Raw genomic sequence first — 24,784 nt, forward strand, 5'->3', positions numbered from 1 at the left:
TGAGAAATTCCGTATGGCGCCGTCGCTCGACCTAAACGACGTGCCGGATCAATACGAAAGCTTCCGCCGCTTGCCGCATCACGGTCGCACCGCGCAAGGTCGCCAGCGCCCTGAGGGTCGCGATCGAGCGCTCATGCGGCGGCTGGCGCACCTGGGAAGCAAACAACTCCATCGCCTTGAGCTTTGCCTCGAGATGTTCGCTGATATCGACGAAGACGTTCGGCACGAATGCCGGAGACAGGTAGGGCGCATTCCAATTGGTCTCCGACAGGGTCTCGTAGGCGAGAACGAGCCTCGGGAATTCCGCCTGGTGCGGCCGGCAGGCGACCAGCGCCGACGTGAAGGTCAACTGATGGTCCATGTGCATGTCGCCCACGAAGGGCAATAGGACGGTTTGCGGCGACAACCGGTGAATGAGCTCGAGCAAGGCGGCATTGACGGTCGCATGCGCCGTTTCGGCGAGCTGTGCTGCCGGCAGCCGGAGCCATATGGTTTCCGTCACCCCCAAGGCACGGTGCGCTTGCCTCGCTTCTGCCTGTATCCGGGCAGTTGCCTCCGGATCGAAGGCGGGAGGCTTTCCCTCCGTCACGACCGCGACGAAGACCTCTTCACCTTCGGCCGCGAGCCTCGCGATCGTCCCGCCTGCGCCGAGCACCTCGTCATCGGGATGCGGCGCCACGACCAAAGTGCGCCCGAAAGATATCTGCCCGCCACCCATGAAACCTCCTGATCAAAAATATTGCTGCCTTGGCGTGTTCATCCGCCGCATCACGCCTTTGGCGTCTCTGCGCCAAGACGACGCGAAAGAAACTCCCTGGCCTCTTGCAGATGCCGTGCATGAACCCGCTCGCCGGTGACCAGCGTCTTCAGGGTTAACAGGAGGATCCGCGCATCGAGCCAGAGGCTGGCATGTGCGACATACCAGAGGTCGAGAGCGATCTTCTCCTCGTCCGAAAGCCGCGTATTGCCGTTTACCTGTGCCCAGCCGGTCATGCCCGGGGCTACGCGGCAACGCATGCGGCCAAGTTCGCCGAAGCCGGCGACGATCGCCAAGGGAAGCGGGCGCGGACCTACCATCGACATGTCGCCGGAAAGCACCGCAATGAGTTGCGGCAGCTCATCGAAGCGCAGCCGCCGCAACACAGCGGTTGCGGCGGTCTGCCGCAGCGCATCCGGCAAAAGCGTGCCGTCAGGCGCCCGCGCATCTGTCATCGTGCGGAATTTGGCAACGGTAAAGACGCCCATCCCCGCACCGGCACGCGCCTGGGTGAAGAACAGCGGCAAGCCGAGGGCAGCCCAAACGACCACTGCCGTGACCGCCATCAGCGGCAGGCACAGGACGAAAACGGTTCCGGCAAACAGGCAATCGAAAAAACGCTTGAGACGGTAAAATCCCAAGGAGGCAGGCAAGCCGAAGCTGACGGCCGCAGGTTCTCTGTAGGTTTTCAACTCAATATTCCCTTGGCGCAGAAGCGCATAGAGCGTGTTTTCAAAATCTCTGAAATTAAGTCTTACATTCCGGCAATTGACACCATGAGCACGTCGCCCGGAACGAGTTCGGTCAGGGTCGACGCCTTTATGCTGATCGGCGTACCGCCGACCGGGTTCCGGCGAATCTCATAGGTGTAAGAAATCTGATTTTTCTTGGACTCGTCTTCGGCCACAGCAGCCATGAGGAGTATCTGCTCTTCGGCGGAATGCTTTCCAGAAATCAGCTTTTTGATAGCGATCTCACGCGCCTGAAGCTGCGTCAGTATGTCCTTCTCACGGTCGGCTGCAAGCTTTGCGAGCTGCAGCTTCAACCCGCTCAACTCCTGGCGCGATCGCGCAAGTGTGGCAAAGGTCTCGAGCAGCTGGGCCTGTTCGGCCGAAGCATTGTTCTCCGCGCGGGAAAGATCGCTTTCGGTGTTCAGCCCGCGCTTGCGCAAGGTAGCGATACGCTCCACATCTTCCTTGCTGTTCTGGACCACGTCTTTCTGCTGCAGGATGAGTTGGTTCATTATTTCGATGCCGCCTTCGGACTGGGTTATGCCCTCGGACAGGATCTGCGCTTGCGACTTGTTTGCGGCGAGGTCCGCCTTCAGAATCTTTTCTTCGAGCTCTATCACGCCACCGAGGGGCACGCCGGTCACATAGTCGCGTGCCACCTCAGGCACATCGGCGAGGTCAATCTTGTCGCTGGATTTCAACTGAGCCACGAGCCTCGCCGCATAGATGGCCTCGTGGACGATCTCGGCGTTTGCGGCCTCTGCCTCCGCACGCAGACGGGCGCGTGCGACGATCCGGTCGGATGCGCTCGCCGCAGCGACCTGCATGCCTCCGGCCAGACCGATGGCCTGCTCGACGGTCAGCCCGCTGTAGAAAGGAAACGAGCCTGGAGTCTTGACCTCTCCGAGCACGAAAATCGGCCGAAAAGTCGAAATATCGAGAGAGATTTTTGGATCGACGAGAACGTCGCGCCTGCGGTACTCGCTACGGAGCTTCGCCAGCGCCTCCGGCACCGTGAGCCCGACGACCTCGACCCCGCCGATGAGCGGAAATTGCGCCACGCCGGCGCCCGAGACGGTCGCGGTAACCGGCAGCTCGGCATCGTCAAGGAAGTCGAAGGTTAGAACATCTCCCGAGTTGAGCCGGTAATCACCGGCCTGAGCGGGCATAGACGCAATCATCGAGAACGCAAGCGCCCAAAGAACCATCAGCAGGAACGCCCCAAGCTTCCAACGGGGCAAAATGGTCCTATAAACGGCCGGTGAAATCCCCATCTCACAGCCTCCAAAAAAGGAATAAAGAAAACTCTACCAAAAAATATTGGGCGACTATATTCTTCGACGCGCTGTCACGTCAAAGGTTTTTAACTATTCGCGGCCTCATTGTTGGATTTGCTCCTTGAGCCATTCCTCTCATGGATGAAAATTTCATAATATTTCAAACCGTTGCAGAAACTTATTGCATTTTTAGAGGAGCATTGGCGGGGGAAAGGGCGGTTAACCTTGCGACAAATGCCGACGGCTTGCGAGCTTGTCGGCACGGTTTTCACCGGCTCTTCCTCTGACGAGCTTCACTCAAGGCTATACGAGAAATCATGGGCGGATGGTCCGCCGCTGAGCGGCGTGCGACTGCCGCCTCCGCACAAAGCATTTGCATATACCTATTATCTTATCTCTTAAATCATAGGCGGTTCCAGTGGCGTTCCGAAAAAAGCTTCTCAAGAAAATCGGTGGCTTGCGGCAAATTCTCAGTCGAGAGAAAACGATGCTGGAGCGCCTGCAAAGCATTGCGCACCTGCTCACGGGAAACATTCTGAGCTCGGTCATCGGCCTCATCGGCTTTGCCCTCACAGCCAGGGCGCTCGGCCCGGCGGGCTACGGCATCCTCGCGCTATGCTTCTCCTACACGCGCGCGGTCGAGCGGATCGTAAGCTTCCAGTCGTGGCAGCCACTGATCAAGTATGGTGCGCATTCGCTCGCGGAGAACGCCGACGATGCGACCGAACTTCGGGCCTTGCTCAAGTTCGGCCTGCTGCTCGATATTTCCGCGGCCCTGGCGGGATGGCTGGTTGCCGTCCTGCTCATTCTGGTGGCCGCGCCCTGGTTCGGCATATCGGGAGACGGGGCGAACCTTGCCATCCTCTACTGCACGGTCCTGCCGTTCCAGGTCTCCGGCATGCCGACCGCCGTGCTGCGCCTCTACGGACGCTTCATGGCGATCGCCTATGGCCAGGTCGTCACGAGCGTGCTCCGGGTCGTTCTTTGCGCCATCGGCGTCGCCACCGGCGCAGGCCTGTTCGAATTCGCGCTGATCTGGATGGCGGCTCAGATCATCGGCACAGTCGTCCTGGTGCTTTTTTCGCTGGCCGAACTGCGCCGGCAGGGCGTCCTTTCGGGCCTGATGAGCGCTCCGCTTCACGGCATTACCAAGCGGTTTCCGGGTTTGTGGAAGTTCGCGATCTCGGCGAACCTCTCGCTCACCATTCGTTCAAGCGCAAATGAGCTCGACACGCTGCTCGTCGGCTATCTTGCCGATCCGACCTCAGCCGGACTGTATCATATCGCCAAACGCATCGGCCGGATCGCGCAGCAGGCCGGCGTGCAGGTTCAGGCGGTCCTCTATCCGGAGCTCGCCCGGGCATGGGCTACCAAGGCGCTCAGCGCCTTCCACCGCGCAGTCGCACAGATGCAGGGACTGCTTCTCGGTTTCGGCCTGCTTCTGATCGGCGGTCTCTACCTCGTGATCGGTCCACTGCTCACCTGGGCCGCCGGTCCTGATTTCGCAGCTGCGGGCCCCCTCGTCGTCGTGCAGTCGGTCGCAGTGACCATGACCCTGTGCGGCGCGGTCATCCGCTCGGCACTTCTCGCGATGGGACGCGAAAACGAAATACTGCGCAGCGTCACGATCGCAGCGATCGGCTTTCATGCGACCGCATTCGCCCTCATTCCGGTCATAGGCGCCATGGGGGCGAACGTCGCCCACATTGTCATGGCCTCGATCTGGCTGTCGACGATGATGCTGAGCTACCGCCGAACCCCTGCGCCCTGAGACTCGAAGCGCAAAGTTAAAGAAGCATCTTGCCTCCGGCATGTTTTTCTGTGAAATTCGCCGCTAGATTTTATTCATTTCAACTATTGCTGGGATTGACACTTAAACTGAGGTCGCTTTTCCGGATTTCTCGCGCAAATTCTGCTGCTTCGCCACGGAACCTCAACCTATACATTCATACCGACGGCCGGCCGTAGCGGCACCTCGTTCACGTTAGCGCATTTCGGAAGCACTGTTTGACCCAGGACCAAAGCCCCTTGCGGGGCGGCGAACCGATCGTTTCGGTGCAATCGCCCTGTGAGGCGATCGAGAGAGGGCCAAAGATGGAAATGCGGGATATCGACTTCCTGATCATCGGAGCGACGAAAAGCGCGACGACGTGGCTTCAGCAATCGTTGCAGCAGGACCCGGGCATATTCATGCCCGATCCGGAACTGCACTATTTCAGCCGCTATTACGACCGCGGCGACGAATGGTATCTGGAACATTTCGCGGGCCAGGAGCACCGGCAGCTGCGTGGCGAAAAATCCAACTCCTACATGGATGTGCCGGAGGCGGCGGAGAGAATAAAGGAAAAACTGCCCCAGGCCCGCCTAATAGCGCAGCTTCGCAATCCGGTTGACCGGGCCTATTCCGACTACTGCATGCTTTATCGCCGCGCTGAGGTCGGGCGTGACATCGCCCAGTACCTCGACCCAAGGCATGGAGCCGGCGGGCGCTTCCTGAACGGTGGTCTTTATTTCCAGCAGTTGCAGGTTTATCTCGATCGCTTCCCCATAGAGCAGCTACTGGTGCTCCTCTACGAAGACCTGAAGGTCGATGCCCGCGTCCAACTCGCCCGCGTCCGCGGCTTCCTCAGGCTCGAAGCCGATGTTCCACTGAAGCCGCTTGCAAAAAAGGTGAAGGACAAATCGGAACCGGTGGTCAATCCGACCCTCCGCCGTCTCCTGCGTCCCTTGAAGCCCGTGGCTGCTCCATTCCGGCAGAATACCGGCTTCAAGAAACTGCGGTCGCTGATTGCCGGCGAGCTTCAATACGCACCGCTCAGCCATGACCTGCGCGAGCGGATGACCGATTACTTCGCGCCTGAAACGGAAAAACTCGGCGCCCTCGTCGGAAGGGATCTGACGGATTGGCTGAGGAACAGAAGCCCCGAGAAATGACTTCCGGCCCGGCTTTGCCAGGTCAGCGGGCCTTTCATCGGTTCCTTTGGGATCTAAGGTAATGACGTCTTCTGCAGCAGTTGATCTTCGCCAACCGGAAACGCCCAGCACAGGCGGCGGCCATCAGGTCGTTGTGTGCCTTCCCTTCATTGGAGATCTCGTCGGCGGGAGCCACATGTCCTCGCTCGGCCTGATACGAAATCTCCCCAGGTCGCGCTTCGTGCCGCTCGTCGTGCTACACGATACCGATGGACCGGTCGCGGATTTGTTTCGCCGTGAGGGCATCGACTTTGTCGCCGCTCCGGTTCTGAACCGCCTGGAGCGGGCGGCTCCGCGCAATGGCGCCGCAGTCGTCAATGTCATGCGCACACTTCCCGCGCTCGTCCGATTCCTGCGAGCGAGCAATGCCTCGATCGTACACACGAATGATGGCCGCACACATCTCATCTGGGGTCTCGCTGCGCGCGTCGCCGGGTCGAAGCATCTCTGGCATCATCGCGGCGACGCGACTTCGTTCGGTCTGCGCCGAGTCGCACCATGGCTCCCCAATCGCCTGGTGGCTGTATCGAAATTCGCATCTCCCCGCCCCGGGATTTTCTCGGCCGCGAGCAAATGCAGTGTCGTGCACAGTCCCTTCGACGTCACGAAGATGGCGGGGTTCGAGCGCGAGGAAGCCCGCAACAACGTGCTGGCCGCGATTGGATGTTCGCCCGAGACGAAGCTTCTCGGTTATGTCGGGACTCTGGTGGATCGCAAGCGGCCGATCCTGTTTGTCGAAGCGGTTGCCGCCCTGAAGCGGCTTTCGCCTGAGACCAAGGTTGCGGGTCTGTTTTTCGGCAATGCGCTTAACGGTCTTGACGAGGCCGCAAAATCGCGTGCCGAGGCGCTCGGAGTTGCAGATTGCATTCACTTCATGGGCTTTCGGTATCCGGGCGAGCCCTGGATCGCAGGACTGGACGCTTTGCTGGTGACGGCGGTCAACGAACCGCTCGGAAGAACCCTTGTCGAAGCGATGCTACTCGGCACGCCGGTTATCGCGGCCGACTCCGGCGGAAACCCGGAAGTGGTTGAAGATGGCCGGACCGGCATGCTCGTGCGCGCCGACGATCCTGATGAATTCGCCAGGGCTTACCTCAAACTGTTCAGCGATGCGGCGCTTCGCGATCGCATCGTGGAAACGGCCCGCAGCGAAGTACGCGCCCGTTTCAGTTTCGAGCGCCACGTTCATGCGATTACATCGGTCTACGAAGAGCTGACAGGCGGCATGACCGCCATGCAGCGCTCCGCAAGAGCGGAATGAGGAAAAGCGGGATGAGGAAAAGTGTGTGCGGTTCCGCCCGCATCCCGCTTTTGCTTATTGGAATAGATGACGGTGTGAGGCGATCGTGTCAGAAACCGGTATGACAACGGCACATCAACTTTATTTTGCTGGTCAGCCCAGCAGAACGATCCTTCGCCTTGCGGCGATCGAACGCGCCGTCGTCTATTTGGCCGTTTTCCTGGCGCCCTACGCGACATTGCGGTTTTCCGAACTTTTCTTCACGTTCAGCGATTTCTTCTTTTGCCTGAGCCTGTTCCTTCTTTTGATCACCGGGCGCATCAGGAGGAGGCCGCTCGAACAGACGACGTCAATATGGCTTTGCGCTTTCACGCTGTTGTTCATCGGGATCATGCTCGGCAGCCTGTTCCACGGCAGTCCTCAGCGGGGACTGATCGTGATGGGGCAATATCTCTTCGCCTATCTGATCTTGATGGTCATCCTCATCCGTGAGGACCCGAGGGAAGCCTATCGGCTGGCCGGCATCTTCCTGGTCAGCGTCATTCTCATCGACATTCACGGTATCATCACGTTCTATACGGTCGGGTATGTGCCCGGAGAAGGTAAAGGCGTCGTGACCGGCGGGAAGCGCCTCGCTACCGTCTTGCGAAATCCGAATCTGGCCGCGGCGATAAACGCCCTGACGCTTCCGATTCTGCTGTTCTTCTGGTCTTCGGGCCGTGTGAAATCATACCTCGCTTTGCCCGCTCTCGCGATCGTCATCGTCACGGTCGTGCTGACGAGTTCGAATAGCGGGCTGTTTTCAACGGCGCTTTGTCTTGCCGTTTTCATCGCGATGATTTCGACGCCGCGGCTGCTCTTGCGACTGGCACTTGGAGTGGCCATCGTCGTTGGCGGCGCGGCACTATTCGGCAGTAAGGAGATGCTGCCCAAGACATTCCAGACACGCGTTTTGGGTGCGTTGTCCTCAGGTGACATATCCGAAGCGGGGACGTTCCTCTCCAGAGCCGCGCTGATGGAGGAAGCGATGCATATAATCTCGGAGGAACAGATCTGGCTCGTGGGGCTCGGTGCGGATCAATTCCGTGAAAGAAGTGTTCAAAGCGCCCCGGTTCACAATATCTACCTTCTCCTCTGGGTTGAGGGCGGTTTGCTCGCGCTTGTCGGCTGGTTGATGTTTTCCGGCGTCGGCATGCTGCTGGCTCTCGCGATCTTGAAGGTCGGCGGAGACAAACGCGCGCTCGCGGCGGTGGTGACGACAATCCTGGTATTTCTGGTAATCGCTCTCTTCAATCCGCATATGTATGCGAGATATTGGACCATGCCGATTCTTCTGTGTTTCGGACTGGGCCTTACGCAGTTGAGAGGTGCTGGACCGGCCAAGGTTCAAACCTCGTGAGCCGTGCAAGCGACGTCCAAAGCAGCGGGCGCCGTCAGCAACCGAGAACATGCAGGTCACGATTTTTGCTGGCCGTGCCGCGAAATCCGGGGTATTGTCAAGCTTGTGACGCCCTTCGTTTTTGATCCGGGCGTATAGACACAGTATCTGCGACTTCATCTGCGCCGCGGCATGCCGAGGACGCTGGTCAAAGACAACGTGCTTGTGCGGCCGAAGTAGATTTTGGCAGCATTGAAGTAATTCATTGCGTCTTATTCAATATTTTACTAAAGTAACAGAATATAGAAATTTTTTGATATTAGCAGGTTTCCATGACGACATTCGTTCCCGATGGCAGCCTATCTGCCCGTGCTCATCACCGAGAAACCATCGATTTTGCCGTTCAGCAGAGCGGGGCTACGGTCGGCCTCTTCGACCTGTGGGCCGTGGTCAAGAGGCGGTTCTGGTTTCTTGCGTCAATCATCATCTGCTGCACATTGCTGTCTGCAATTGCTTCCTTTTCGCTCCCCAAATCCTATACCGCCAGCTCGGAAGTGGTGCTGGAGCGCAAAGATGTCCGGCCATTTGCCACCGATGCAGCTTTGACATCCATCGACCGCGACCGCTCGGCGGCGGAAACCGAGATGGACGTGTTGCAGTCGCGTAAGTTCGCCGGCCGCATCGTGGACCGGTTGAACCTCATCGGTGATCCCAGCTTCAATCCTTATGCGGCGGGCGGGGACAAGTCGGGCGACCAGGGCCTTGTCGACGACATCAAGGAATTCATCGGTATCGGCAGTTCTTCGACAACCGTTCGGCTCGTGCCGGATGTGAGGACGCAGCGGGATCACGCAATCTCCGCGCTGCTGTCCCAGTTCGAGGTGAGCCGGACCGGCGAAAGCCTCGCCGTGCGCCTTGTCGTAACCAACCAGGATCCGAAACTCGCCCAGCAAATCGCAAACACGATCGCCACCCTCTATGTCGAAGCCTCGCTCGAATTCAAACAGGACGAGCGGGTCGCCGACAAGGAACGCGCACTCAACACCGGCGGTGCAGTGGCTTTTCTTCGGCAGAGCATGACGCAGCCGCTTTTGATCACCTTGCGGAACGAAGAGGCACGGTTGCTGCAGAGCAAGGCCGAACTCGCTTCCAAATACGGCAAGAATCATCCTCAGATGATCGATGCGGATTCGCAGATTGCAGGTATCCGCAGCATGATCGAGGATGAGGTCCAGCGTATCCTGTCCGATCTCGAAGCCGAGTCCCTGAAACCCAGCGCCCGAATCGTATCGACAGCTGAACTCCCCAATTCACCGTCGTTTCCCAAGCCCGGCCTTATCATCCCGGCCGCATTCGCCGGTTCCACGCTGCTGGCCTGTGTGCTCGCGCTGCTGCTGGAAACGACCGACACCCGTGTTCGTAGCGGACAGCGCGCCGCCCAACTGCTGCGAGTCCCGAATCTTGGCTATGTACCGAAGGTACCGAAGCATCTCACCTCTCCGGGCGCCAAGCGATCCTCGTGCATTCCGGACTGGAGCAATTTCACGTCCGCCGAAGCGGAGCGGGCGGTCTATATGGCCGGTCGCTATTCCGACGCAAAGCAACTGCGGCGCATCGTGATGGTCACCTCCTGCGTTCACGACATCGCAAACGCGTCGACGGCTTGGGGAATTGCAACAGCAGCAGCGGCGGACGGCCGCCCTACCGCCTTCGTGAACCTCGATTTCAATCGCCACAACGTTCCCTATCTGAAAAGCATGGAACGTTCACCGGAACCAATCGAACGCTATCTCAGAAATCAAGCGGTCATAGGCGAGATCGTGCAGTCCATCCCGACCTTACCCGGTTTCGGGTTCATCGACGCGACGCATGTGATGACGGAGCCATTCAGATCGCTGGACTCCGACAAGCTCTGCGAACTCATCATGGACCTTAAGCAAAGCGGATACGACTTCATCGTGCTGCATGCTCCGCCGGTGCTCGCCTCCGGCGATGCGACTTGGCTGGCGCCCTTTGTCGATGGCGTGATCCTCATAGCCAACTGGGGTAAAACAACTGAAGAGCAGTTGTTGGAAGCTGCTGCGCAGCTGCGGATGAACCATGCGCATCTGATCGGCTCCGTGATCAATCAGGTCAATCCGGAAATCCACAGGCGCCACCACTATGGCGGCTTCGTCATCACTTCCAAGCGCATCCCGGCTGGCCGCTGGCATCGCGTTCGAGGCAATGGGGCACTCCCCGAACGGGCGGAGGCGGACGTCAACACGCTTCATGCTCCCGCGGCGAGACCTTCGATCACGCGCCCGTCGAATGTCGCTTAGATCCCGATGGGCTGAAAGAACTCTTCCGGCGCCGCAGACGCGGCGCTGTGGCTGGATCTCTGTGACGAGCACAGGGATGAGGAAATCAAACAGCCGGCGCGCAATCCCGAGTCCCAACAGGCCTTAATCCGCGGTATCGCCTGCCATGAAATGGAGAAACGCTTCGAGGTTTGTCCATCCGTCGCCATCCAAGTCCTGTGGCCCGTCGCTGGCATCTGCCGGGTCGGTACCGTTTTCGGCCTCCCAGTCATCCGAGATACCGTCCATGTCGCTGTCCGGGTACGGCACCCCGGCATCGAGTTCCGGCCAACCGCCGACGTCCTGCGGATCGTTCACGAGCAATCGTCCGCTGCGATTCCTGACTGCCTCGGTGATACGGCGATCGACGGCGTCGCGCCGAGGCTTCGTCGCACCGGCACCTGCCAGGACGTCCTCGTAAGCAATCTCGGGCGTAGAGGCGCGGACCGCCGGTGCATCGAATGCCGACGCTGAAACGAACCTTCTTTGTTTCTCTGCCAAAACGAGGCTGTCATCCTGGCTGGCGCCGGTGCGATAGGGTTCGTCGTAATTGTCCTTCAAATAGATCGCGTGCCCGCGTCCGCTTTCTTCGAAGAGATGAACCATATGGTCGTTTCGCAGCTTCTCCCCCGCGATCTTGTAATTGCCGACCACATTGGCTTGGATCCGCGCCCATTCATCGCCGAAGCTTAGGACATATTGCCACTTCGGCGAGAAAAACACGTTGTTCACGACATCCGCGACGGCGCCGGGAATTTTCATCTTTATCAGCGGATTTCTGAACTGGCCGTAAGCGAAGAGAGAGTGATGCACGGAGACGTTGCCGCCTTTCGTGAACAACATGTTGCGCGCACGCTTGTCTTTCCCGGGGCCGCCCCGCAGCAGCGGCTCGCTCGTAATCCCCCACTGCCAGGTGAAGTTGCTCGCATCTTCCGAATCGATCGTCTCGTCCGATCCCCAGCTGGCGGAGATATGATCGAGCATGATGTCCTTCGCCGAACTGGAGTACATTCCGAGGCCTCCGGAACAACAAGCCTTCACGGCATGCGGACCGGGGCGAAGACGAATGTGCCTGATGATCACGTCATTGGTCAGGATCTCGATTGAAGGGCGAATTTGCGCCTCACCGTTCCGGATGGCGATCCCGCCCCCCGGCGCCGTCTCTCCGGCAATCGTCAGGAATGGATGTCGAACGACCAGAGACTTTTCGCGAAGTACAATGGTGCCGCCCGTGCGGAAGATACAAATGCGGGGTCCGGATGCCTCGATGCACGCACGCAAGGAGCCCTGCCCTGACTCGTTCGTGTTTACGACATAGATCACCTTGCCCCCCCGGCCTCCAAGAGAGCCGGCGCCGAAGCCCTCGGCCGTGGGAAAGGCGCGTTGTCTGCCGTCTGGAAGCTTGGGTGAAAGAGGCTCGGCCAGTGCCGCCTGCGCCAGAGCTTGCCGCGAGAAGCCGACCCATGATCCGCAGACCAACCCTGCTAATATCAGGCAACGCGCTATCGTGAAACCAAAGGCCCTTACATCATGCGACTGGTAGATTATCGTCATGCTCTTGTGCCGCCATCCCGCAGAAATATGACACCGACCTTCACAGATAGCCGTAGCGGCGGAGCATCCAGCCGCCCAGCCTCTGGAAGGAAACCTGCTGACGGGCCGGCATCCGTGTTCGCCACGTTTCGTCCTTGTTGAGCGCGATCGATGCGTTCATGCGCAGCCGATTGCCTGCCACCTGATGTCCCGGCCCCATGGCCTCGCCATTCTGCAGCGATGTCCCCACCTGGCTCAGGTCAAGCTCGAGGAACGCCCCGATTTTGTGCATAACGGCAACCGGATCAGACGCGAAATCCTCGTATCTGACACGCATGACCTTTTCAGAGCCCAATTTTCGCGAGAGATATTCGACTGCAAGATTGACCATGCTCCAGCGCAAGGCTGTCCTGAATACCGATTTCGGCTTGATTTCCTTCTGCAAGCCCGACTTGGCATCGCGCTCGTAACCCTTCAGCAACGACCAGGCTACACCGCGCCCGTCACGCACCAGATGAATGACCCGCATGTCGATCCCGGGGATCTGTGCCACGGCCATCGCTCTTCCCGGCAGCTTCGAGGAATCGACGATTACCTGCCGGCCCGAACATGACTGCATCGCGCTGAACAGGCGCTTCGTATGAAGCATATACAAAGAAAATTGTTTTCCGAGACCCATGCCGCTGAGCAATCTCGTTAGCATCGAAAGCCCTTCGAACTTTTGCTGAAGGGCGCAATACTCCTCCATCAGCCCGGGATCCTGGCGGTCGGACCACTGCTGGCGGACCGAGCTCCAGAAGGAGCAATCGCGAATTGCATTGCCGCATGCACAATATTCGTTGTGACGCCAGACGTGACGTGTGAGCGACGTTATCTCTCCGGCTCCCACCACGGCAGCATGCTGCCCCAGCGCAATGTCGAGTATGGTCGACCCGCTGCGTCCGTAACCTGCGATATATGCGATGCGAACTGGTTGCGAGGGCATCATGAAGCCTTCCATTTTCTAGAAGTTTGATTTCCGCTTCGGGAGACCGTGACGTTCCGTTCCGGCCGTGCAGGGTTCCGCCTCACGGTGCGCGGAAATCCAGCAGAAGCTTTTCGATCTCGGATCCGCCCCCGACGCGCTCCAGCGCGGCGAACGAACCATCCTCCTTGAGCTCGAACAAGGTTCCGGCGTTTTCCTGCGCGCGGTTCGTACGGGTCACCACGAACAAGGCGCCCGGGCCGCGGAGATAGGAGTGGATGTTCTCGATCGCGGTCCGGATCTGGTCCAGCGAGAAGTAGTTCGTATTCAGAATGTTCGCGGCTCTCACGAGATCGAACCGGCCGGCCAGGTGCTGCGACCGACTCATAATATCGTCTTCGACAAAGTTTATTTTGCCGTTCTCGGGCAAGGATCGCGTGATCATCTGCACCTGCTTACTCTTGCCTGCCCGTACCCGGGCGCGCAGGCGCGGTTGCAACAGGACACGCGCCAACATGAGCGGGGCAAATGCCAGCGTCACATAGTCCAGCCTTCTGATCCAAGGACGAACAGTGACGCCGCGCAGATCATATTGCAGCGGCCAACCTTCCGGATCGCAAAAGACCGTGACCCCGGGAGCAAATTCGACGATGTGGGCCTCTACGAAGAGATCGGTCGCTGTAATGTGGACCGTGGCGCCGCAGCTTTCGAGGAACTTGGACAGTTCCACCGTCGTCAATCCGGTGGAGACACCCACATCCAGGATGTCGTGGAGGGATGCCGCGCGCTCCGCGATGAACGGCCGAAACGCGACCTCCAGCTCTCGAAATCGGGACGGCTGAGTCAGTTTGAAGGTGCCATTGCGCATCTTCAATCTGGCGAAAAAAGCTGATTCCGATACCAGGTCGATCGTGTTGGAACTCAATGAATAAAATTTTTTGGCACTTACGGTCATGGCGTGACAATCCGTATCCATTCAACCAAAAGCGAACATTTTTTCGGAACTTGAATCACCGTTCCGTTGCAGGGCGGGAGTCGCCCTCTTAAAATATTGCCACGACGTGGCGTCTTAATTATGCGTTTTGAATATTCAAAATCTTATCTAATGACTGGCGGCATCATCCGCTCAGGCAAGACGTAGCATAATTTCCGAGGCGCAGCAATTTGCAACGTTAGCTGGTGGTGCCGTATTTGCGGCGTTGATCACGGTGATTTTAGGTCGGATCGCGCTAAAACATGAACGTGACCGCGATGCGGGGCGGAAATCCCACACACTTTCCTCATCACGCACTGGACTTCCGCACCTTAGTTGTGTTCGATAGGCCGATATTGTTCTTGGTTTTAAATGCCGTCGGCTCGGCGGCAGTCACTCATTTCATATTCAGATTTGTGGTGTGACCATGCGTATCGTATTCGTCGGCGCCGTCGAGAGTTCCAAGATCGCTTTGGAAGCGCTGATAAGGGCAAAGCGCACTCCGGTGCTCGTAATAACGCTGCCGCCCGAAGCGGCGGGGCGCCATTCCGATTTTGTGGACCTCGGGGAGATCGGGCGGGCGGCCGGAAGCGCGATCCATTACACGACGGACATAAATTCCCAGGCGACGCTGGAGGCCGTTGCAGCGGCCGCCCCGGATCTCTCGCTCGTCATAGGCTGGTCGCAAGTCTGCCGGCGCCCGTTCAGGGATGTGGCGCGCGCGGGCACCGTCGGTTTTCACCCGGCAGCTTTGCCGCGACTGCGGGGCCGCGGCGTCATCCCCTGGACCATCCTCCGGGGTGAGGAACAGACGGGCTCGACCCTTTTCTGGCTGGACGACGGCATCGACTCGGGACCGATTCTGTTACAGCGGCAGTTTCCCGTTGCCCCGGACGAGACAGCGCGCAGTCTTTATACAAGGCACACCGAAAACCTGGCTGAGATGGTCGTCGACGCGGCCGCACAGGTCGAAGCGGGAAGTGCGGCCCGTACGGAACAGAACGAGGCGGAGGCGAGCTATTGCGCGAAGCGGACCGGGGAGGACGGCCGGATCGATTGGCATGAACCGGCTGCATCCATATTGCGGCTGATCCGCGCGGTCGGAGATCCCTATCCGGGCGCCTTTACATTCTACAAAGGCCAGAAAATACGCATCGATGCGGCAACCCCGGTCGAGAACTCCAGGCAATATATCGGCCTGACAGGGCAGATTCAGGCCCATACGGAGCGCGGGTTCATCGTGCTTTGCGGTGACCGGGAATGCATTGAGGCGCACGCATGGAAGTGGACCTCGGACAGGCGGCCTCCGATTCACGGCAAGCTCGGCGGGTCGGACCTGGCCCAGGCTTCTACGCAAAATACATAAGAACAGTAGAAAACTATAATTGGGCCAATACTGGAAAATTGTTTACAACCCATTAAAGACGTGCTTTTTTATTACTGTATTCGAATATGCCAAGGAATTTTGCGTTGCGGTTGGAATGATCGCGAACGCCTATTTTTGTTGAATTCATTTTATCTAGCCTTTCGAGCAGGTCGAATAGACACACAACAGACGCACTGTTCTTAGCCACCATAAGAGCTTTGGGGATCGTGCGTTCGTCGTTCGGCGGAGCTGTAGGGCTTATAAGTATTGGAAGGGGCCGTCATGCAGCGTATACACGCCGCCGCGAAGGCAGTTCGTAATCATTTCCTGACGTTACCGACTATTTTGGGAAGAGAGGGGGGCAGCAGAGCACCGGCCAGAATGTTCTGGGCGATCTGCGGAGCCGCCCTCGATATCGGCTTCAGGCGGATAAGGGGAGCGGTCCGCAGCGTCCAGAAATATCCTGCCCTTTATCTCACCGACCTGGCATCGGTCGGTGTCGCTCTCGCGATGGCATTATTGCTGCGCTACGGCGTCGGAGAACTTTCCGCACGACCAGAGACCGCCTCGGTGCTGTTATGGTCGGGCGCGCAATACCTTACCATATGCGCACTCGTCTTCCCCCTCTCCGGCCTTTACAGCCGAAATTGGAAATATGGTTCCATTTCCGACCTTTTCATCATTTTGCGGGCGGTGTTGCTGACCTCGCTACTGCTCGTCTCGCTGCTGTTTTTCTCGACCAGGCTCACCGACATCCCGCGCACCGTCGTTCCGATGCAGTCGCTCCTGCTCATCGCCTTCCTGGCAGCTGCGCGGCTGAGCTTCCGCGCCGAGGAACTCGCTCTGAGGCGGCCCATTTTCAAGTCCGGGGGCAGCAAGGACGCGCAGGACGACAACCGAATTCCGCTGCTGCTCATCGGTGCGAGCGATGCCGCCGACCTTTATCTTCGGGCCCTCGCACGCGACCCCAACGCGACCTATACGCCCGTCGCATGCCTCGACAGGAGTGAGGATCAAACCGGCATGAGCCTGCGCGGCGTGCCGATCGCCGGCCGTATTCAAGACTTCGAGCGGGTGGTTGCAGAGTTGCAGCAACAGGGCAAGCAGCCGCGTCACATCGTCTTCACCGAGGCCCCCGCGGCCTTTGGAGAGGAGGCATCCGACGGCCTTTTGAGATCGGCCGAAAGACTAGGCATCGCCGTTTCGCGCCTGTCGCAGATGACGGAGCTGAAACGCGCCAAGGGAGACAACCCCTACGAGCTGCGCTCGATCGAACTGACCGACCTCCTGGAGCGGCCGCAGGCAGCGCTCGACCGGGAGGCGATCGGTCGCCTCGTTCGCGGGCGCCGGGTGCTCATCACCGGGGCCGGCGGATCGATCGGCAGCGAGTTAACGGCCCAAGTTGCCGCCTGCGCTCCGGCGGAGATCGTCCTGATCGACAACACGGAATACAATCTCTACGCAATCGACATGACGCTCACGGAAAGCTTCCCCGAAGTTCCGCGGTGGAGCTACCTTTGCAGCGTCCGCCGCAGCCAGCGGGTCGAGGAGATATTCGAGCGGCACCGGCCTGAGCTCGTCTTTCACGCCGCGGCTTTGAAACATGTGCCGATGGTGCAGATGAATCCTTGCGAGGGCGTACTCACCAATGTCGTCGGCACCATGAATGTCGCCAATGCCGCCAAGAAATACGGCACGCTCGCGATGGTCCAGGTGTCGACCGACAAGGTCGTCAACTCGACGAGCGTCATGGGTGCGACGAAGCGTCTTGCCGAGCTCTACTGTCAGGCGCTCGACCTGAACGGGCTCGAAACGGGTCTCGGCCCGCGCTTCATGACCGTCCGCTTCGGCAACGTGCTGGGTTCGAGCGGTTCGCTGATCCCGCTCTTCAAGCGTCAATTGGCCCGGGGCGGCCCGCTGACCGTAACCGACGCGAATATGACTCGGTTCTTCATGACGATCCGCGAGGCGGTTGAACTCACCCTCCAGGCTTCCGCCTACGGCTTCGAAAAGCAGCTCGGCCAGGGCGAGATATTCGTGCTGGACATGGGCGAACCGATCAAGATCATCGATATCGCCCGCCGGATGATCCGGCTTGCCGGCTTCACGCCGGACCAGGAGATCGAAATCAAGATCATCGGCTGCCGGCCGGGCGAAAAGCTCTTCGAGGAGCTTTTCGACGAAACCGACAAGCGCACGAGCTCGCCGGTGCCAGGCGTCCTCGGAGCGGTGCCCGAACCCATTCCGCTGCCGACGCTGAGGGACGCTTTCGCGCGCCTGCAGCGCCATTCGGAACGGGGCAACGAGGCCAGCGTCGTGGCGGTCATGCGCGAATTGCTGCCGCGATATGAGCACGAGGCGGATCGCAAGATGGCGGCCGCGAGCAAACGAACGCCGTTGCGGCCGAAGAGCCGGATCAAGGCCAAGGCAGCGAAATCACCACCCGGCTACGGCGCGGAGTTGCGCCTGCCCGGGAGGTGACGACGACGTACACGATCGGTGCGGACGCATCGTGACAGCACTGCGGCCGCCTACGAAAAAGCCCACCGATCGGAAGCCGTGCCGCGCGCCGATCTTGCAGCAGGCCAGTCGGCGCTCCCGCGCGGCCCGCGTATGCGGCCGAGGCAGTGAAAAGTTGAACGTTGAATGCCACCGCTCGACGGTGGAGCCGATCCCGGGAGACGAGCAGTGAATCTTGTTGAAAAGGTTTCTCGCACCGAAGCCGAGGACTTTGCGGACCGCTCGGCAAATCACGGCGGAGTGGCGCGCCCGTCTCGGCAGAAGCGCGTTATTGCCGTCGTCGCCAGCCTGACGGCATCTCTCGTGATCTTTCGGCTCGAGCTGCTGAAGCGGCTGGTCGCCGCCGGGCACGATGTCATAGCCTTCGCGCCCGAACACGACCCCCGCGTCGAGCAGGAGCTCGCACGCATCGGCGTGCGCTTCATCCAGATCCCCATGGCGCGCACCGGGCTCAACCCGCTGGAGGATCTGCGGACCTTGTGGACGCTGCGGCGACACTTCGCACGGCTGCAGCCGGACGTCGTCCTTCCCTATACCATGAAGCCGATCATCTATGCCGGGATCGCGGCCAGGACCCTCGGGATAAAGGAGCGCTGCTTCCTCGTCACGGGGCTCGGCCATATTTTCTCGGAAGCCGCCGGTGCTTCGCTCAAGGCGCGGGCAATCCGCCACCTGTGCGTCCGCCTATACCGTACGGCGCTGCGGGGCGCCCGCGTCGTCTTCGTTTACAACGAGGCGGACGACGACGACATTCGCCGCTACCGAATGTTGCAGGGCGGCCTCTCGCCGACGATGATCTCCGGATCGGGCGTCGATCTCGACCATTTCGAATTCTCGAAGCCGCCTCGCGGCGGGCCGACTTTCCTGATGGTCGCCCGGCTGCTGCGCGACAAGGGCGTCGTCGAATATGTCGAAGCCGCACGGATCGTGCGTCGCTCTTTCCCGCATGCCAGATTTCAGCTGCTCGGCCATTTCGACAGCAACCCGACGGCGATCTCCCGCGAGGAAATCGACGCCTGGGTGCGCGAGGGAATACTCGACTATCTTGGCACGACAGTGGACGTGCGGCCTTATCTCGCGGCGTGCAATGTTTTCGTTCTGCCTTCCTATTACCGCGAAGGAATTCCGCGGAGCATTCTCGAAGCCTTGGCGACCGGACGGCCAGTGATCACGACGGATTTGCCGGGCTGCCGAGACACCGTGCAGCCGGGGACCAACGGCATGGTCGTGAAGGCGCGCGACGTCGCCGCGCTCGCCGACGCCATGGCCGCCTTTGCTCAGGACCCGGACCTGGCGGAGAAAATGGGAAAGCGGTCGCGAGAGCTCGCGGAAACCAAGTTTGACGTCCACATGATCAACAGGATGCTGTTTGCCGGCATGCACCTGGCCGATTGAGAGATTTTCATGGTGCTGCAGATCAGCCACGTAGAACGTCGCCGGGGCGGCAGACCTGGGGCACCGCGATGATGATGCATGTCATCACCAATTTCACCGCGAGTGCCGGCGCCGAAACGATGCTGGCACGGCTGCTGCACGGAGCGACGGACGAGCGCATCGTCGTGGTCTCTCTCATCGGCGTTTCCGAGCGGAACCGTCGCCTCGCCGACAATCCGAGGGTCGCCTATGTCTCGCTAGGTGCGGCTTCGTTCGCGGCGCTTCCCGGCGCGATCCTGCGGCTTGCCCGGCTGATCCGGAAGGAGCAGCCCGACGTGATCCTCTGCTGGATGTACCACGCGATGGTCGCCGGCACCCTGGCGGCCGGCATGGCGCGGCATGGGGCGCCGGTTTTCTGGAACGTGCGCCAATCCCTGGACGATCCCGCTTCCCTTACGCGCAGTTCCCGCGTCGCGATTGCGGCCGCGAAACTGTTGTCGCACCGGCCGACCGGCATCATCTACAACAGCGCCCGCGCGCTCGATCTGCATCGCGCCTACGGCTATGCAAACCGGAACGCGATCGTCATTCCCAATGGCTTCGACCTTCCGCAGCTCGCGGCTCCCGAACCGCGAACGGCCCGGAGAATCGGTATTGTGGGCCGCTTCCACCCGCAGAAAGATCATGGAACTTTCTTCAAGGCGGCCGCTCAGGTGGTGAATACCCACCCGCAGGCGGTCTTTTCCGCAGCCGGCAACGGGCTCGTCCGCGACAACCCGGCGGTCATCGAGCTGATGGCACAAGCCGGTCTTCCGGCCCATGCCGTCGATCTCCGGGGGGAGATCAGCGACATGCCTGCATTCTATCAAAGCATCGATCTCTTGGTCCTCTCATCGCGGACCGAAGGTTTCCCGAACGTCATCGCGGAGGCCATGAGTTTCGGCAAGCCGATCGTCACGACGGATGTCGGTGACGCAGCCGCGGTCGCCGGAAAGGCCGGTATCGCCGTACCGGCGCGCGATCCGCAAGCACTCGCAGATGCAATGCGCGCCTTTCTCGACCTGCCGGAGGCGGAGTATGCGCGCTATGCGCGCACGGCGCGGGAACGCATCGAAAGTGAGTATGCGATTGCTGCGGTGACTGCAAAATATTCAGATTTCCTGGTGGCTTGAATGAAAGAAATACATACAATGGTGTAACCCTGTCCAACATATGGTGCTTTACGCAAGCATCATACAACCAAATGTGATTTCGCCAAACCTTCCTGTGCAGTTGAAAGTATTTGGTGATTTCTAAGATAAGTAGTGTGTATAGTTTTATTTGAAAAGTGAATGAATTCGTGGTGGCGGCAAGCGACTATAGGCTGAGGATCACTTTGCGCCCTATTCTCAATTTACCCGCCCTCCGGCTCACAGCTAGAGGAAATCAAAATGATTCTGAAGGGAACCAATCTTTCCGACACGATCCGCGGCGCTCTGAGCGACGATGAGCTCTGGGGCTACGCGGGCGACGATTATCTCGATGGCGCCGAGGGCAATGACAAGCTTTTTGGCGGCGATGGCAACGACTTCATCGTCGGCGGTCTCGGCGACGACTATGCCGAAGGCGGCGCGGGTAACGACAGGTTCGACGGCGGCCTTGGCCACGACACGCTGAAGGGCGGATTAGGGAACGACATCTTAGACGGCGGCGACGGCAGCGACATTCTCGATGGCGGCGACGGCCATGACCAGATCCTGGGCGGCCGGGGCCATGACAAGATTTTTGGCGGCGCAGGCGAAGAATATATCGACGCAGGCGATGGCGACGACATCATCTATGCCGGTTCGGGAGACGACGGCTTCAACAACCGGGTAAATCCCGCAACCGGGCAGGTCACGCAGCAAGCGGTCGCCGGCGGCGCCGGCCACGACAGGATATATGGTGAAGACGGCAATGACGCTCTCAAGGGCCAATCCGGCAATGATTGGGTCTATGGCGGCATCGGCAACGACATCGTCGATGGCGGCGACGGGAACAACTATCTGGACGGCGGCGACGGCAATGACGTGCTGGACTCCGAAGGCGGCATCGACGAGGCCCACGGCGGCAGCGGCAATGACAAGATCGTCGTCGGCTCCGGCGACGATCGGGTCTTCGGGGATGACGGCGACGATATGCTGTACGGCGAAGCCGGCAATGATTCCTTGAGCGGCGGCAGCAACTACGATCGCATTTTTGGCGGCGACGGCAACGATACCCTGCGCGGCGACGCGGGCCAGGACGTCCTCATTGGCGAGGCGGGCGCCGATATTCTATGGGGCGGAGCCGATTCAGATCGTTTCGTCTTCAAAGGTGCCCCGGTGTTCAGCGGCCAGGATACCGTCATGGATTTCCAGGATGGTGTCGATTTCCTCGTTATAGAGAAGCTCGGGATCAAGCAATACTCCAGCTCAGGCGCTGCAGGCACCGTCTACGCCTATGATGCCACCGGCGGCGACGTGCTGGTAAAAGGCTACGACTCCTCCGGCAAAGCCTTCTCCATTTTGCTGGACGATCCCAACGGCACCCTAAGCGCCGCGAACTTTTCGAGCAGCGATTTCCTTTTCGCCTGATCGGTGAAGGAAGCGTCGGCGCAGCACCGCGTGTCTTTTGGACGCGCGGTGCTGCGCTTCGAATCACTTGCTGTTTCGAAGCCTCTACGCGTTCACGCTCCCGTCCTGAAAATCCGTCAGGCCCGTCATCGATTTCCATGCTTCGATCCCTTCCCGGAAGGAGAGCGGCGCATAGTTCAGTTCGTTTGCGGCCTTGGAAACATCGAGCGCCCGGAAGCCACGCGGCGCCGCATCGGTGCTGCCGCCCTCCACGGCAATGAGGTGCCGTGCTGCCTCGACTGCATCGGCGACGATCTGGGCGGCTTCGAGCGACGTGCAAGCACGCCCGCTCCCCGCATTGAACACGCCACCTTCGGCCGTCTCCACCGCCTGCAGCGCCAGCGTCACGACATCATCGACATAAACGAGGTCGACACTGTATCGCCCCCCGTCCTGAATGACGAGGGAACGACCGCTTCCGAGCGTTCGCACGAAGGTGGGCACCATTCCGGTATCGTGCATGCCGGGACCGTACACCGATGCGAGGCGGAGCACCGTTACCGGCATGGCGCTGGACTTGCCGAAGGCCAAGAGACATATCTCCGCGGCGAGCTTGCTCGCCAGATAGTAGCTCGCCCGGTGCACGGGATAGGCCGGGCTCGCTTCCGAAGCGGGGCCCGTGCCGGGAGCATAGACCTGCGCTGATCCGAACAGGACAAAACGCTTCACGCCTTGCGATGCCGCTTCCATCGCGATCTGAATGGCCCCGTTCGTGTTGATCTCGAAGCATCGGGCGGCCTGACGTGCGTCACTGAGATCGGCGGGAATGTAGGCGGCAAGATGAAGAACGGCATCGGATTGCCCCAGCGGCGGGAGAGGATCGCCAATCGACCACCTCTCGACGCCGAGGCGCGCGCCGAATATGGTTGCGACCCGTTCCGGATCGCGCGCAAGTGCAGTGACCTCGTACCCTCTCGACAACGCACGATCGATCAATCTGGCACCGATGAAGCCGGTCGCGCCGGTAACCACCAGCCGCATTTTCCTCACACCGTTTCGTCGAGTTTCGCGGAAGCAGTGACCAGGTCGCCGGGGCTCACCACGGTTTCAGACCAGTGCCGCAATATCGTCACCGGCGTGATCTGCGGCTGCTCGATCGGCTCGCCGAAGAGGAGATGGCGGATGCACATCTCCACCTCGTTGAAGCCTGCATGGATCCTGACCGCCGTGGTTCCGGAGAACCGCGCGTTGATCTCGAATATCCGGGGGATACCGTCGTCCAGACGGAACTGGAAGTTCGCCGGGCCATAGGCGCCGAGGGCATCGGCAGCTTCTGCCATGGCCTTGTTCAGCGCGGGGAAAGGCTCTGCAAATGCTCTGTAGGTATTGCCGTCCCGGAGGTCCCTGCGCATGACGATCGTCGCACGGCATTTCCCGTCGAAGGTCAGCGTGCCGGCAGTATACTCGGTCGTTTCGGAGCCGACATGTTTCTGGATGACGATGTCGGGCTGCTCCTCGATTGCGCGCACCAACTGCTCACGGCTGCGAACGACGCTGAAGCCGATCGAACGTGCCCCGACTCTCGGCTTGACGACGAGCGGAAATCCGCATTCCTGAATCAAAGCGTCTTCGTCGCCCGGCAGACAGGAGGGAACATATCCGAGGCCGCGCTCGCGAAAGAACTCGGAGGTCAGCCACTTGTCGTTGGCGATCGACACCACCCGCGGCGAACTGATGATCACCTTGGTTCCGTAGGTTCTCTCGATCGTGTCTCTGTTCGCCGCGAGGATCGGAAGTTCCACGTCGGTTCCCGGAATGAGGATGTCGGGCCGTTCGGCACGCAGGAGTTCGCCAAGCCGGGCCAGATAGGAAGGGTCCTTGGCCATCGGCACGAGATAGGCGGCATCCCCCCAGTAAAGCCCGGCCGAGAGCGGACTTGGATCTCCCACGATTATCCTCGCGTTCAAAGTCGAGCGCCGCAGGGCGCGAATGATGCCTTGCCCGAGCAGGGCACCTGCCCCGGTGATAAAGACCTTCATGACCGCCCTGCTCCCAATTCGATTAGCTGATCTCTGCAATGGCCCAATTCGCTCAACCGATGCGCATCGGAACCGATCGAAACGAACGGATTGACCTCCTCGCACAAGGCGAGGAATGCCGGTATGTCTACGAGGTAGGAGGAGTTGATCTCGATCGCGATCCGCCGTTCGAGGGTCGCTCTCATCAAGTCCCTGAAATAGGCTTCCGGAAAACGGCCATGCCGCCTCAGGCTCATGCCGCCCGGATGGGCCAGGATGTCGATGGGCGCGTTCCTGACCATTCCCATCGACAGGCGGAACTCGATCTCGGCCGTCTCTTCATAGGAAAGCTGCTTGAAGTCCAGATAGCCGCCGCGGGCGTCCGGGAGCCGGTGAACGACGCCGAGAACGATATCGCACCGGTCCAGCACGTCCTGCGACACATCCAGCCTGCCGTGGTCATCCATCGCTTTCGTCTCGCAGCCGACATAGACGCTCATATGAGTGAAACCACGCGCAGCGGAGCGGATCTCATTCCTGAACTCAGGAAACCATGACGTGTCTTCGCGTACGTGCTCCGTGAACGCCAGCTCTGCGAGACCGCGTTCACTGGCCGTTTGCAGGATTTCAAGCGCACTCGCCTGCCCGTCGGTCCAACTCGTGTGGACCTGGAACTCCACGTTCAGTTGCTCTCGGCTGAGATCCCGATAGCGGCAGAACACAGGCCTGCCAGCACGTATCTTCTCCTGTCCATTCATGCGTCACTCG

General features: G+C 59.9%; 19 protein-coding genes. 10 read left to right on the forward strand and 9 right to left on the reverse strand.

Features of this window, described 5'->3' with window-relative positions; genetic code table 11:
* Positions 1-31: 31 nt before the first annotated feature.
* The 3 genes from M1D34_RS21450 to M1D34_RS21460 form a co-directional block, all read right to left on the reverse strand.
* Positions 32-718 carry a PIG-L deacetylase family protein gene (locus M1D34_RS21450; protein WP_498781842.1) on the reverse strand — a complete coding sequence of 229 codons (687 nt, stop codon included), beginning with the start codon at positions 716-718 and terminating at the stop codon, positions 32-34.
* 50 nt (positions 719-768) lie between these two features.
* A complete protein-coding gene (locus M1D34_RS21455) occupies positions 769-1,449 on the reverse strand; it encodes a sugar transferase (RefSeq protein ID WP_498781844.1) in 681 nt (226 codons plus the stop codon).
* 62 nt (positions 1,450-1,511) lie between these two features.
* A complete protein-coding gene (locus M1D34_RS21460) occupies positions 1,512-2,762 on the reverse strand; it encodes a polysaccharide biosynthesis/export family protein (protein WP_498781846.1) in 1,251 nt (416 codons plus the stop codon).
* Between the two features lie 421 nt (positions 2,763-3,183).
* On the opposite strand from M1D34_RS21460, the gene M1D34_RS21465 reads away from it, so the two are divergent.
* From M1D34_RS21465 to M1D34_RS21485, 5 genes are all read left to right on the forward strand, one after another.
* The gene (locus M1D34_RS21465) at positions 3,184-4,536 is read left to right on the forward strand and encodes a lipopolysaccharide biosynthesis protein (protein WP_498781848.1); all 1,353 of its coding nucleotides are present in this window, start codon (positions 3,184-3,186) and stop codon (positions 4,534-4,536) included.
* Positions 4,537-4,859: 323 nt separating this feature from the next.
* Positions 4,860-5,699: a sulfotransferase family protein gene (locus M1D34_RS21470; protein ID WP_498784326.1), complete on the forward strand. Its 840-nt coding sequence runs from the start codon at positions 4,860-4,862 to the stop codon at positions 5,697-5,699.
* 61 nt (positions 5,700-5,760) lie between these two features.
* The gene (locus tag M1D34_RS21475; RefSeq protein WP_498781850.1) at positions 5,761-6,999 is read left to right on the forward strand and encodes a glycosyltransferase family 4 protein; all 1,239 of its coding nucleotides are present in this window, start codon (positions 5,761-5,763) and stop codon (positions 6,997-6,999) included.
* A gap of 85 nt (positions 7,000-7,084) precedes the next feature.
* Positions 7,085-8,377: an O-antigen ligase family protein gene (locus tag M1D34_RS21480; RefSeq protein ID WP_498781852.1), complete on the forward strand. Its 1,293-nt coding sequence runs from the start codon at positions 7,085-7,087 to the stop codon at positions 8,375-8,377.
* Between the two features lie 311 nt (positions 8,378-8,688).
* Positions 8,689-10,677, forward strand: a complete 1,989-nt coding sequence (locus M1D34_RS21485; RefSeq protein ID WP_498781854.1) for a polysaccharide biosynthesis tyrosine autokinase — start codon at positions 8,689-8,691, stop codon at positions 10,675-10,677.
* A gap of 123 nt (positions 10,678-10,800) precedes the next feature.
* Here M1D34_RS21485 and M1D34_RS21490 read toward each other — a convergent pair whose 3' ends face one another.
* From M1D34_RS21490 to M1D34_RS21500, 3 genes are all read right to left on the reverse strand, one after another.
* Positions 10,801-12,249, reverse strand: a complete 1,449-nt coding sequence (locus M1D34_RS21490; protein ID WP_498781856.1) for a pectate lyase — start codon at positions 12,247-12,249, stop codon at positions 10,801-10,803.
* A gap of 40 nt (positions 12,250-12,289) precedes the next feature.
* The gene (locus M1D34_RS21495) at positions 12,290-13,228 is read right to left on the reverse strand and encodes a sulfotransferase family protein (protein ID WP_498781858.1); all 939 of its coding nucleotides are present in this window, start codon (positions 13,226-13,228) and stop codon (positions 12,290-12,292) included.
* 67 nt (positions 13,229-13,295) lie between these two features.
* A complete protein-coding gene (locus M1D34_RS21500; protein WP_498781860.1) occupies positions 13,296-14,168 on the reverse strand; it encodes an ATP-binding protein in 873 nt (290 codons plus the stop codon).
* A gap of 424 nt (positions 14,169-14,592) precedes the next feature.
* Between M1D34_RS21500 and M1D34_RS21505 the strand changes: the two genes are divergently transcribed.
* The 5 genes from M1D34_RS21505 (at position 14,593) to M1D34_RS21525 (ending at position 22,019) form a co-directional block, all read left to right on the forward strand.
* Positions 14,593-15,531 carry a methionyl-tRNA formyltransferase gene (locus M1D34_RS21505; RefSeq protein WP_498781862.1) on the forward strand — a complete coding sequence of 313 codons (939 nt, stop codon included), beginning with the start codon at positions 14,593-14,595 and terminating at the stop codon, positions 15,529-15,531.
* 381 nt (positions 15,532-15,912) lie between these two features.
* Positions 15,913-18,012, forward strand: coding sequence for a polysaccharide biosynthesis protein (locus M1D34_RS21510; protein WP_498781864.1), 2,100 nt, complete (start codon positions 15,913-15,915; stop codon positions 18,010-18,012).
* 207 nt (positions 18,013-18,219) lie between these two features.
* Entirely contained in the window at positions 18,220-19,446 is a 1,227-nt protein-coding gene (locus tag M1D34_RS21515) for a glycosyltransferase family 4 protein (protein ID WP_498781866.1), read from the forward strand.
* Positions 19,447-19,514: 68 nt separating this feature from the next.
* Positions 19,515-20,597, forward strand: coding sequence for a glycosyltransferase family 4 protein (locus M1D34_RS21520; protein WP_498781868.1), 1,083 nt, complete (start codon positions 19,515-19,517; stop codon positions 20,595-20,597).
* A gap of 258 nt (positions 20,598-20,855) precedes the next feature.
* Positions 20,856-22,019, forward strand: a complete 1,164-nt coding sequence (locus M1D34_RS21525; RefSeq protein WP_498781870.1) for a calcium-binding protein — start codon at positions 20,856-20,858, stop codon at positions 22,017-22,019.
* A gap of 84 nt (positions 22,020-22,103) precedes the next feature.
* On the opposite strand, the gene M1D34_RS21530 is transcribed toward M1D34_RS21525, so the two are convergent.
* From M1D34_RS21530 to M1D34_RS21540, 3 genes are read right to left on the reverse strand one after another with little or no spacing between them, the layout of a single operon-like run.
* Positions 22,104-23,039: an NAD-dependent epimerase/dehydratase family protein gene (locus M1D34_RS21530; protein ID WP_498784328.1), complete on the reverse strand. Its 936-nt coding sequence runs from the start codon at positions 23,037-23,039 to the stop codon at positions 22,104-22,106.
* Between the two features lie 5 nt (positions 23,040-23,044).
* Positions 23,045-24,037 (reverse strand): ATP-grasp domain-containing protein, encoded by a 993-nt coding sequence (locus tag M1D34_RS21535; protein WP_498781872.1) that lies wholly within the window; start codon positions 24,035-24,037, stop codon positions 23,045-23,047.
* Positions 24,034-24,774 carry a PHP domain-containing protein gene (locus tag M1D34_RS21540; RefSeq protein ID WP_498781874.1) on the reverse strand — a complete coding sequence of 247 codons (741 nt, stop codon included), beginning with the start codon at positions 24,772-24,774 and terminating at the stop codon, positions 24,034-24,036. Before M1D34_RS21540 ends, M1D34_RS21535 begins: the two co-directional genes overlap by 4 nt.
* Positions 24,775-24,784 lie beyond the last annotated feature (10 nt).

Source organism: Ensifer sp. D2-11, assembly GCF_054161295.1.

Coding starts and splice junctions, on each gene's coding strand:
- M1D34_RS21530 (WP_498784328.1), bottom strand. CDS start 23,039: ATGCGGCTGGTGGTTACCGGCGCGACCGGCTTCATCGGTGCCAGATTG.
- M1D34_RS21460 (WP_498781846.1), bottom strand. CDS start 2,762: ATGGGGATTTCACCGGCCGTTTATAGGACCATTTTGCCCCGTTGGAAG.
- M1D34_RS21475 (WP_498781850.1), top strand. CDS start 5,761: ATGACGTCTTCTGCAGCAGTTGATCTTCGCCAACCGGAAACGCCCAGC.
- M1D34_RS21540 (WP_498781874.1), bottom strand. CDS start 24,774: ATGAATGGACAGGAGAAGATACGTGCTGGCAGGCCTGTGTTCTGCCGC.
- M1D34_RS21535 (WP_498781872.1), bottom strand. CDS start 24,037: ATGAAGGTCTTTATCACCGGGGCAGGTGCCCTGCTCGGGCAAGGCATC.
- M1D34_RS21495 (WP_498781858.1), bottom strand. CDS start 13,228: ATGGAAGGCTTCATGATGCCCTCGCAACCAGTTCGCATCGCATATATC.
- M1D34_RS21470 (WP_498784326.1), top strand. CDS start 4,860: ATGGAAATGCGGGATATCGACTTCCTGATCATCGGAGCGACGAAAAGC.
- M1D34_RS21490 (WP_498781856.1), bottom strand. CDS start 12,249: ATGACGATAATCTACCAGTCGCATGATGTAAGGGCCTTTGGTTTCACG.
- M1D34_RS21520 (WP_498781868.1), top strand. CDS start 19,515: ATGATGATGCATGTCATCACCAATTTCACCGCGAGTGCCGGCGCCGAA.
- M1D34_RS21450 (WP_498781842.1), bottom strand. CDS start 718: ATGGGTGGCGGGCAGATATCTTTCGGGCGCACTTTGGTCGTGGCGCCG.
- M1D34_RS21500 (WP_498781860.1), bottom strand. CDS start 14,168: ATGGATACGGATTGTCACGCCATGACCGTAAGTGCCAAAAAATTTTAT.
- M1D34_RS21505 (WP_498781862.1), top strand. CDS start 14,593: ATGCGTATCGTATTCGTCGGCGCCGTCGAGAGTTCCAAGATCGCTTTG.
- M1D34_RS21485 (WP_498781854.1), top strand. CDS start 8,689: ATGACGACATTCGTTCCCGATGGCAGCCTATCTGCCCGTGCTCATCAC.
- M1D34_RS21510 (WP_498781864.1), top strand. CDS start 15,913: ATGTTCTGGGCGATCTGCGGAGCCGCCCTCGATATCGGCTTCAGGCGG.
- M1D34_RS21525 (WP_498781870.1), top strand. CDS start 20,856: ATGATTCTGAAGGGAACCAATCTTTCCGACACGATCCGCGGCGCTCTG.